The sequence below is a fragment of the Moorena sp. SIO1F2 genome, from assembly GCF_010672755.1.
Taxonomy (GTDB): domain Bacteria; phylum Cyanobacteriota; class Cyanobacteriia; order Cyanobacteriales; family Coleofasciculaceae; genus Moorena.
In genome coordinates this window covers 1-3,497 of sequence record NZ_JAAHFV010000511.1, presented here as the reverse complement: position 1 = coordinate 3,497, position 3,497 = coordinate 1, and the positions used below count along the sequence as shown (strand labels likewise).

General features: G+C 41.8%; 6 protein-coding genes. 2 read left to right on the top strand and 4 right to left on the bottom strand.

The window, feature by feature from the left end; genetic code table 11:
* Nucleotides 1-175: 175 nt before the first annotated feature.
* Nucleotides 176-412 carry a hypothetical protein gene (locus tag F6J94_RS31950; protein ID WP_293024782.1) on the bottom strand — a complete coding sequence of 79 codons (237 nt, stop codon included), beginning with the start codon at nucleotides 410-412 and terminating at the stop codon, nucleotides 176-178.
* 13 nt (nucleotides 413-425) lie between these two features.
* Here F6J94_RS31950 and F6J94_RS31945 point away from each other — a divergent pair, with 13 nt between their 5' ends.
* A complete protein-coding gene (locus F6J94_RS31945) occupies nucleotides 426-818 on the top strand; it encodes a hypothetical protein (protein ID WP_293047602.1) in 393 nt (130 codons plus the stop codon).
* A gap of 182 nt (nucleotides 819-1,000) precedes the next feature.
* Here the strand turns inward: F6J94_RS31945 and F6J94_RS31940 are convergent, their stop codons facing one another.
* Nucleotides 1,001-1,294 (bottom strand): ATP-binding protein, encoded by a 294-nt coding sequence (locus tag F6J94_RS31940; protein ID WP_367142308.1) that lies wholly within the window; start codon nucleotides 1,292-1,294, stop codon nucleotides 1,001-1,003.
* Nucleotides 1,295-1,664: 370 nt separating this feature from the next.
* On the opposite strand from F6J94_RS31940, the gene F6J94_RS31935 reads away from it, so the two are divergent.
* Nucleotides 1,665-2,639 carry a 2-keto-4-pentenoate hydratase gene (locus F6J94_RS31935; protein ID WP_081431042.1) on the top strand — a complete coding sequence of 325 codons (975 nt, stop codon included), beginning with the start codon at nucleotides 1,665-1,667 and terminating at the stop codon, nucleotides 2,637-2,639.
* Here F6J94_RS31935 and F6J94_RS31930 read toward each other — a convergent pair.
* A complete protein-coding gene (locus F6J94_RS31930; protein ID WP_293047600.1) occupies nucleotides 2,595-2,834 on the bottom strand; it encodes a hypothetical protein in 240 nt (79 codons plus the stop codon). The two genes, F6J94_RS31935 and F6J94_RS31930, sit on opposite strands and share 45 nt — an antisense overlap.
* Before the next feature lie 26 nt (nucleotides 2,835-2,860).
* Nucleotides 2,861-3,277, bottom strand: coding sequence for a DUF2809 domain-containing protein (locus tag F6J94_RS31925; protein WP_075896345.1), 417 nt, complete (start codon nucleotides 3,275-3,277; stop codon nucleotides 2,861-2,863).
* Between the last annotated feature and the right edge of the window lie 220 nt (nucleotides 3,278-3,497).

Sequence of the window (3,497 nt, the reverse complement as noted above, 5' to 3'; positions counted from 1 at the left end):
TTAATAAAAATCTCCCCATCTCCCCATCTCCCCACACTTCCCACACTTCCCTCTCTTTCCCGATTCCCGATTCCCGACTCCCGATTCCCGTTTCCCGATTCCCGATTCCCGATTCCCGATTCCCGATTCCCGATTCCCGATTCCCGATTCCCGATTCCCGATTCCCTGCGCTATACTAATTATTTTCAAGATACTTTTCTATCAATAGTCTAATTTTTGGTAATTTAAATTCATTAGCATAATTCGATATAGTCTGAGCAAAGGGAACAAATTTATCATCTAGTTGAGGTATTGGCTGATACACCCACTCTAACTGCAAATATTGCCCTAAGAAAACTTGATTGGTAGCTTGCACTACAGACAAACCATCTACTATTCTTCTAAAAGGTGGACAGAAGTCGTTTTTTTTCACGGACGTATTACCTATGGTTGACTATTTTATCCAAGCTACAGAACGCCCTTGGATGAGCATTTATTTAAGAATCCTCGCCTTTGTCTTTGCCTATGGCGCGATTGTCCACTTTGGTAATATAGCAGGTTTTGGGGAAATGCCGTGGTTAGAAACACCTTTAATCTGGAGAATTGGCGATGTTTTCTATGGCATCCTCGATACAGCAGCCGTGATTGGACTAGGAGCACGAAAATTGTGGGGCATTGGATTATGTTTACTTGGAATTCTCTCTCAGTTTATTATTTACACAGTATTTATCGATTATTTTGCCTCCACCCCTGAGCAAAGACAAACCATCTACGGTCTTTTGGTAACTGAAGCAATTTTAGTGCTGATATTGACTACATTATTCCTGTTAAGAAAGTAATTTTTTTTCTAACTAAACAATGTCAGCTATCAGCTATCAGCTTTGATGGGCAAATCCCCAGACTTTAAATTATCATTAATATCTCAATCTTAAATTGAGCCGTTCCCGTAGCGTGGCCATAGGCCTGCATAGGTTTATTTTAAGCTGACTGCTGACTGCTGACTGCTTACGGCACCTCTTGATCAACCCACTCTAATTGTAAATACTTCTCCAATAATGCCAGTAATTTCTGCTTTAGCAACAATATATATCACAGGTAAGGTGACATCAAACCAAAATGTTGAACCTTGGCATAATTGACTTTTAACGTTTATTTTACTTCCCATCAATTTAACGATTTGCTGACTGATAGCTAAGCCTAAACCCGCTCCAGCTATCCGAAGCTGGGTATCCCCTACTTGTTCAAAGGGTTGGAATATTTTATCTAACTGTTGAGGACTGATTCCTATCCCAGTATCGATCACCTCAAAGCGAATCTTCCGAGAATGGATGTTATAATATCCCCCTTGAATGCTTTTGTTGGAAGACTGAGAGATTGCTAAGATAGGGTTTTGTTTCTCAATGACTCCTCTTGGTCGTGAATTCTCTATCTGTATACTTCCCCTTCTGTAACTCAGAAGTAAGGCGTTGCTGAATTAAGGAATGAATGCGCGATCATCTGGTTTTATTACAGCCCCCTAAATCCCCCGAGCGAGGGATTGCTCGCTCGGGGGACTTTGAGAGTTTTGTTCCCCCCAGCGAGGGATTGCTCGCTGGGGGGTTAGGGGGGCAAAACCATACCCATAATCAGCAACGCCAGAAGTAACACCACAAAATGGAACTAAAGCAATTTTCGGCTCTTGAGTTATGCCAAATGGTTTGAATCATGAAAACAGCTCTAGCAACACCATGCAACATATCAAATCTATTTCCCTAGCAATTTTACTATTGGCTTCGGTTCTATATCTGCCAAGCTGCAACCTCACTGGGGCTAAAAAGAACTCCAACTCAACTAGTAGCTCTCCTACTAAAGTTTTAGATCAAACCCCTGATAGTCGTCTGGTGGAGGAATTGACAACTAGCTATCTCAACAAAACCCCAGCTAGAGCAGTTGCGACTAAGCTAACCCTTGAACAAGCTCAGGCTTTGCAAGACCAATTTGTACAACAGTTGAGCTCTAGTTTAGGAAACGTTGTAGGTTACAAAGCTGGACTGACTAATCCTGCTGCTCAACAGCGCTTCAAAGTCTCTGAACCCTTACGAGGTGTACTTCTCGAAAAAATGTTGCTCAAAAGTGGAGCGGTTGTCCCTGCCAACTTTGGTGCTCGACCTGTATATGAAGGAGACTTAATGGTTAGAGTTGGTAGCGATGAAATTAATAGTGCTACTACCCCTAAGGAAGCTTTAGCTGCTCTTGATGCCGTCATTCCCTTCATGGAACTACCAGATTTAGTTTATGACCCAAAAGTGAGTCTTAATGGCACTGCTTTGGCAGCCATTAATGTCGGTGCTCGCTTGGGAGTTTTAGGAACACCGATTCCTTTATCTGCTACCCCTGATTGGGAAGAACGATTAAAAAATATCAAGATTGTAATGGTAGATAAGGCTGGCAATCAGTTAGCTGTTGGTAAAAGTAGTGCTTTATTAGGGAATCCGTTACAGGTAGTACTTTGGTTAAAAGATTCTTTGAAGGCATCAGGTAAAGTTTTGAAGAAAGGCGATTTACTGTCTTTAGGCTCCATGACTCCCCTAGTTCCTGTTAAATCTGGTACTACTATTCGTGCTCAATATATTGGATTAGATCCAAAAGACAAGGTAGAAATATCCGTTAGTTTTGAGTAATATTAAGTCCGGTATAACAAAGGGAATAGGGAGTAGGGAGTAGGGAGTAGGGAGTCGGGAGTCGGGAGTCGGGAGTCGGGAGTCGGGAGTCGGGAGTCGGGAGTCGGGAGTCGGGAGTAGCGATGTATCGCTTTTACAATTAGGCAAAAAGTCTAAGAAACTTCCCATACTTCCCACACTTCCTAGACTTCCCATTCTTTTTTACAAATATGAGATGCACCCTATCTAATCAGTTTACCGAACTGCGAAATTTGCCGTAACCATAGCCAACCTAAGACGCTGCCAATGGCATAATAGAGGAAATCCCACCATACAAAGGTAGTTCCTAAGAGAAATTTACCGATTAAGGAAGCACGAATCGGTGCTAATATAGGGGTTTGCCAAAGTTGTAATAATTCTATGGCACAGGTAACGCTAAAAACTCCTAAGGTAATTCGGGTTATTGCTTGGGGATTGGGGATAATAAAAAATATCAATAAACACCAAAAAATCTCATAAAAAATATCACCAGAGTAGTCATGAACCCATTTTTCTCCAAGACCAGAGTAGTATTTGGAAAAAATCCCTAATGGTGTAATAATCAATAGGGATAGGATAATCAGCCAGCGTTGAGGAGTAATTTTTAATAGTTTAGTCATTAGCGGATTAGACAAATGATTTGAGTGCTGAGGGCGTCAGTGGGTCAGTTGTGAGTTATGAGTTGTGAGTTATGCCAAATCCCTTACATCGATGGGGAAAACCAATAACTTTGCTGCTGTTGTGGTTAGCTGTTCCTATCACCGACCTCAATCTATCTACCTTTTACTGAACAAGCCTGCTGGAGTAGTTTCCACTTGCCGAGATTCCCGTAATCGTCCA

Bases quoted from the DNA above. Each gene is read 5' to 3' on its own strand.
- F6J94_RS31930 (WP_293047600.1), bottom strand. From the start codon at position 2,834: ATGGGAAGTCTAGGAAGTGTGGGAAGTATGGGAAGTTTCTTAGACTTT.
- F6J94_RS31935 (WP_081431042.1), top strand. From the start codon at position 1,665: ATGCCAAATGGTTTGAATCATGAAAACAGCTCTAGCAACACCATGCAA.
- F6J94_RS31945 (WP_293047602.1), top strand. From the start codon at position 426: ATGGTTGACTATTTTATCCAAGCTACAGAACGCCCTTGGATGAGCATT.
- F6J94_RS31925 (WP_075896345.1), bottom strand. From the start codon at position 3,277: ATGACTAAACTATTAAAAATTACTCCTCAACGCTGGCTGATTATCCTA.